Source organism: Streptomyces triticirhizae, assembly GCF_003696235.1.
Taxonomy (GTDB): domain Bacteria; phylum Actinomycetota; class Actinomycetes; order Streptomycetales; family Streptomycetaceae; genus Streptomyces; species Streptomyces triticirhizae.
Genome location: NZ_RFFJ01000287.1, coordinates 1 through 5,504, shown reverse-complemented (window position 1 = coordinate 5,504; position 5,504 = coordinate 1). Strand labels below are relative to the sequence as shown.

Annotated in this window: 5 protein-coding genes and 1 pseudogene; 2 read left to right on the top strand and 4 right to left on the bottom strand. The window is 76.3% G+C overall.

Annotated elements, in window-relative coordinates; genetic code table 11:
• From EBN88_RS28225 to EBN88_RS28210, 4 genes and pseudogenes are all read right to left on the bottom strand, one after another.
• Positions 1-580 (bottom strand): annotated as a pseudogene (locus EBN88_RS28225) (hypothetical protein); the annotation flags it as partial.
• Between the two features lie 280 nt (positions 581-860).
• On the bottom strand, positions 861-2,123 hold the full coding sequence (gene purD, locus EBN88_RS28220) for a phosphoribosylamine--glycine ligase (RefSeq protein WP_122399862.1): 1,263 nt from the start codon (positions 2,121-2,123) through the stop codon (positions 861-863).
• A gap of 180 nt (positions 2,124-2,303) precedes the next feature.
• Positions 2,304-2,954, bottom strand: a complete 651-nt coding sequence (locus tag EBN88_RS28215) for a hypothetical protein (protein WP_122399861.1) — start codon at positions 2,952-2,954, stop codon at positions 2,304-2,306.
• 84 nt (positions 2,955-3,038) lie between these two features.
• A complete protein-coding gene (locus EBN88_RS28210) occupies positions 3,039-3,710 on the bottom strand; it encodes a GntR family transcriptional regulator (RefSeq protein WP_325052787.1) in 672 nt (223 codons plus the stop codon).
• A gap of 118 nt (positions 3,711-3,828) precedes the next feature.
• Between EBN88_RS28210 and EBN88_RS28205 the strand changes: the two genes are divergently transcribed.
• Complete coding sequence (locus EBN88_RS28205) at positions 3,829-4,461, top strand: DJ-1/PfpI family protein (RefSeq protein WP_122399860.1); 633 nt, start codon at positions 3,829-3,831, stop codon at positions 4,459-4,461.
• Position 4,462: 1 nt separating this feature from the next.
• Positions 4,463-4,984, top strand: coding sequence for a MarR family winged helix-turn-helix transcriptional regulator (locus EBN88_RS28200; RefSeq protein WP_122399859.1), 522 nt, complete (start codon positions 4,463-4,465; stop codon positions 4,982-4,984).
• Positions 4,985-5,504: the final 520 nt, after the last annotated feature.

Genomic DNA, 5,504 nt, shown 5'->3' with positions numbered 1-5,504 from the left:
CCGCCGGCCGCACCCCGTCGGCGTGCCCGACGGCCGCGTCCCAGGCGCGCAGGCAGCGGCGGGCCGAGGCGATGTCGGGGTGCGCGGCCGGCCCGGTGCCGGCGACCACCGGCGCCAGCAGCGCCCGCAGCTCGCCGACCCGCAGCCACCACAGGAACGGGGAGCCGATGACCAGCGTGGGCGCCGCCTCCGAGCGGGGGCCGACCGGCTCCTCCAGCCAGCTGTCGCAGTCCGGGGTGAGCGCGATCGCGCCGGGCCTGGGAACGTCGAGCTGGGCCGCCAACTCGCCTATCAGCCGGTGCAGCGAGGGGGCCGCCGCCTCGGGCAGCGGAACGGTCGGGGTCGGCGACTGGCGCGCGGTGAGGATGCGCGCGGCGAGCGCGCCGGCGAGGGCGAGCACCCCGGCGGCCACCGCCGCCACCGACCAGCCGAGCGCCTGCGGGGCGCCCACCACCAGGAGCACGACGGCGATGGCCGCCGGCGTGAGGGCCAGCGCCAGCGCCGTGTTGCGCACCCGCAGGACGGCCAGCGCGTGATCCCGCGCGGAGTATGTGGGGTTACGCGCCTCGCGCTGCACCATGCCCGGCCCTCCGCCGTCCGTCTCCGTCGCGTCCGTTTCCCACTGTGACACCGGGGACCGACAGCGCAAGGCGCGCTGCGCCGAACGCCTGAGGGCCGGCGGGTGGGGTCGACGACGTTGTGCCGCCCGGTAGTTGGGCGTGCGCCGCACCCTAGTTGGGCGCGGCTGGCGCGTCAGCCGGACCGGGAATCGGTCACTCGATGGTGGTGCTTTGGTCAGAGGATGGGGTCAGCGGATGGGTCAGGGGCTGGGTTCGGGGGCCGGGGGTCGGAGGGCGCCGTCAGGCGCCGCCGGCGGAGGCCGCGCGGGCGGCGATGTCCGTGCGGTGGTGGGAGCCGGCCAACTCGATCCGCCCCACCGCCCGGTAGGCGCGCTCCCTGGCCTCGGCGAGGTCCGCGCCCAGCGCGGTCACCGAGAGCACCCGGCCGCCGGCCGAGACCACCCGGCCCGCCTCGTCCCCGCGGGTGCCGGCGTGCAGCACGTAGACGGCGGGCCCGTCCTCGGCCGCGACGGCGTCCAGCCCGCCGATCGGGTCGCCGGAGCGCGGGGACTCCGGATAGCCCTCGGCCGCGACCACCACGGTGACGGCGGCGCCGTCGGACCAGCGCAGCGGCGGGAAGTCGGCCAGCTCGCCGGTCGCCGACGCCAACAGCAGCCCCGCCAGCGGGGTTTCCAGCCGGGCCAGCACGACCTGGGTCTCCGGGTCGCCGAACCGCGCGTTGAACTCGACCACCCGCACCCCACGCGAGGTCAGCGCGAGCCCCGCGTAGAGCAGCCCGGAGAACGGGGCGCCCCGCCGGCTCATCTCGGCCACCGTGGGCCGCAGCACCGTCTGAAGCACCTCATCGGTGAGCCCGGGGTCGGCCCAGGGCAGGGGCGTGTAGGCGCCCATGCCACCGGTGTTGGGGCCCCGGTCGTCGTCGAGCGCGCGCTTGAAGTCCTGCGCCGGAGTCAGCGGAACGACGGTCTCGCCGTCGGTCACGGCGAACAGCGAGACCTCGGGGCCGTCCAGGTACTCCTCGATCACCACCCGCTCGCAGCTGCGGGCGTGCGCCCTGGCCACGGCGAGGTCCTCGGTGACGACGACGCCCTTGCCGGCGGCGAGGCCGTCGTCCTTGACCACATAGGGCGGGCCGAACGCGTCCAGCGCGGCGTCGGCCTCGGCCGGGGTGGCGCACACGTAGGAGCGGGCCGTCGGCACGCCGGCCGAGGCCATGACCTCCTTGGCGAAGGCCTTGCTCCCCTCCAGCCTGGCGGCCTCGGCGCCCGGCCCGAAGACCGGCACGCCCGCCGCGCGCACGGCGTCGGCGACTCCGGCGACCAGCGGGGCCTCCGGCCCGACCACGACCAGTTCGGCGCCGAGCCGCAGCGCCAGCTCGGCGACGGCGGAGCCGTCGAGCTGGTCGACGGCGTGGCAGGTCGCCAGCTCGGCGATGCCGGCGTTGCCGGGGGCGGCGTGCAGCTCGGTGACGGCGGGGTCGCGGGTAAGGGCGTGACACAGGGCGTGTTCGCGGGCGCCACCGCCGATGACGAGGATTCTCACGCGGGCAGCCTAACCGCGCCCCCTCCCCCGCCGGCTCCCGCGTCCACGTCGCGGAACCGCCCCCGGCGGGACCGGCCTCCCACGGCCCCGAGCCGCCCGGGAACCCACCCGTCCCCCGAACGCTGCCGCCCGAGGACACCCCCCGAACGCGGCCACCCGAGGACGACCACCCGAGGACGACTACCCGAAGACGATCATCGACCCCTGCGCCAGGCTGCGCGTGGCCGCCGCGTGGAGGCCGCGCCACACGTGGCGCTCCCGGGCGAACGGCCCGCCGCCGGACGAGGGCGCGCCCGCCGGCTCGTCCAGCCGGGTCGGCCGGCTGGGCGGCTCGGGCGGGGCCGGCGGCCTGGCCGGGTCGATCTCCAGCGCGGGCGCGACCAGTTCCAGCTCCCGCAGCAGCCCGTGGCTGGACCCGAGCGGCCCACCGCCCGCCAGCAGCGCGTCGTTGACCAGCGGGCGCGGGAAGTCCACCGGAACGTAGGCCCCGGCGTGGTCGAAGTGCCAGACGAGATGGGCCTCCTGGGCGCCGCTCTCGAACATCTCCAGCAACTGCTGGTAGTCCCCGTCGAGTTCGTTGGCCGGCGTCACGGGCAGTCCGCTGCGTTGGAGCAGGTAGGCCCGGCGCAGCAGGTGCAGCGCGGTGTAGTCGAAGCCGGCCACCGGCGCGACCTCGCCGACCATGCCCGGCACATAGCCGAAGACCGGCACCGGCGGCAGCCCGGCGGCCTCCAGGGCCCGGTCGTACTCGGCGATCTCCTCGGCGAACGGGTTGTCGGGGCTGTGGCACAGCACATCGACGAGGGGGACCAACCACAGGTCACAGGCCACGTACGGGGCTCACTCTCCGTCGGACTCCAGGGTTCCCGGTCGGCTCGGCGCTCCCGTTCGGACCTCACGGCTCCCGCTCGGCCTTCAGGACACGCCGAGTTCGGCCGCCAGTGCCAGGATGTGTGACCGGTACTCGCTGAGCAACCGTCCCGTCTCGTCGATGTCGCCGGTCTCGACGGCGTCCGCGAGCGTCAGATGGCCGGCCCAGAGCCGGCCGGCGAGCCGTTCCCCGCCGCCCGGCCCGCCGCGCAGCCGGGGCACCAGGAACGCCCAGCAGCGCACCCGCAGTCGGTCGAGGAACTCGCCGATGTGCGGGTTCTCCAGGAGGGCGTCCAACTCCCGCCAGTAGCGGAGGTCGTAGGCGATCAGTATGTCGAGGTCGCCGGCGAGCGCGGCCTGGCGGGCGGCGACCGCGCGGCGGCGGATCGAGGTGAACGCCTCCCGGCCGACCGGCCGTTGGAGTAACGCCGGGTTGCGGTGCAGGACGCCGTCGCCGACCAGGGCGAGGGCCTCGACCATCTGTCGGAAGTCGGTGAAGGTCAACTGCTTGATCCGGTAGCCCCGGTGCTGCTCCACCTCAAGCAGCCCCTGCGCCGACAGGTCGACCAGCGCCTCCCGCACCGGGGTGGCCGAGACCCCGTACTGCTCGGCGATCTCCCGCACGGTGAACTCGGCGTCGGGCGCCAGGCGTCCGGCGAGGATCTCCTCGCGCAGGGCCTCCGCCAGCTGCTCCCGCAGGGTGCTGCGTTGAATCACGGCAGCCCAGACTACCGTCACCCCATTGACAGCATACTGTCGTTATGACAACCTCCTGTCATAAGCGGGAACTCGCGCACCACCGAGCCCCGACGCCACCACCCCAGGGAGACGGCCCATGTCCGGGACCGACACCGCTCAGCCCACCGCCCAGCCCACCGTTCATCTGGCCGTCTACGACGGGATGGCCGACTGGGAGACCGGCCACGCCACCGCCGAGCTGGCCGTCTCCGGGCACCGGGTGGTCGCCGTCGGGCGCACCGCCGAGCCGGTGACCACCGTCGCGGGGCTGCGCCTGCTCCCCGAGATCACCCTCGACCAACTCCGCCCGGCCGACAGCGCGTTGCTGATCCTGCCCGGAGCCGGCGCGTGGCTTCAGGGCGCGGAGCTGGCGCCGTTCGCCGAGGCGGCGCGGGCGTTCGTGGACGCCGGCGTGCCGGTCGCCGCGATCTGCGGCGCGGTCGTCGGGCTGGCCGGCGCGGGACTGTTGGACGAGCGGGCGCACACGGCGGCGGCCCCCGAGGTGCTCGCGATGAGCGGCTACGCGGGCGGCGCGCACTACCGGGAGGCCGACGCGGTCACCGACGGCGACGTGATCACGGCGGGGCCGACCGACCCCGAGGCGTTCGCGCGGGAGATCCTCACCCGGCTCGACGCCTACCCGCCGGAGGTCGTCGACGCCTGGTTCCGCCTCTACGCCGACTCGGACGCCAGCGCCTACCCGATCGTCGCGGCCGCGCAGGGGAGTTGAGATGGCGACGCCACGGCGGACGGCGGCGGGCACGGAGGCGCCGGAGAACGGCCGGGGGGAGACGCCGGGGGCGCCGGCGCTGCTGTCCGGCTCGGCGCTGGCGGTGTTCCGGCTCAACGGGCGGTTCCTCGCGCTGGCCGAGGGGCTGGCCCGGCCGGCCGGGCTGAGCGCCGCCGGCTGGCAGGTGTTGGGGGCGGTGCTCAACGAGCCGCTGCCGGCCGCCGGGATCGCCCGGGTCATGGGCATCACCCGGCAGAGCGTGCAGCGCGTCGCCGATCTGCTGGTCGAGCGCGGCCTCGCCGAGTACCGGCCCAACCCGGCGCACCGCAGGGCCAAGCTGCTGACGCCAACGGCCGCCGGCCGCGCGGCGATCGGGCGGATCGGCCCCCAGCACGCCGAGGCGGCGGAGCGGCTGGCCGAGGCGGTGGGCGGCGCGCCCCGGCTCGCGGAGATCCTGGACGCGCTCACCGAACTCTCCGAGGCCGTGCGGCGGTTGCCCGCGCCCCACGAACCGGAGGAGTGAAGCCCACGCCCGGCCGCGCGGCGTTCCCGCCGTTCTCCGTCGGCGTGGTCGCCGGCAGCCTTGGTCGCGTCCCGCGTCGCCGCCGCCCGCTGGCACCGCATCGAGCTGACCGCCCCCAGCGACCTGCTGTCCCTCACCCTCCGCGCGGACACCCGCCTGGAACACCACCCGCCCCCGACCGGCGGCGGGCCGGCCTCACCTGAGACGGGGGACCCGGTCGGCCGGGTCCCCCCGGTCGGTCGGGCTCCGTGGCCCGGTGGAACGCCGACACCCGCGCGGCCGCCCCGGTCCGGCTGACCGGTGAAGGTGAGGCCGCGCAACAGCCGCACCGGGGTGGGCATCTGGCGCTTTCACGGCGACGGCCCTCCACCAACTCCGAGACGGCGCCCGGACGGAAGGCCCCGGCGCGGGCCGGCGCCCGCCAACTGTCGCGCGCCCCCCGCAGGATGCGCCGCTCCACCCCCGGCGCGCCCCCACGCGCCCCCCTCCGCCCCGACCCGCCCCGGCCCGATGGCGCGCG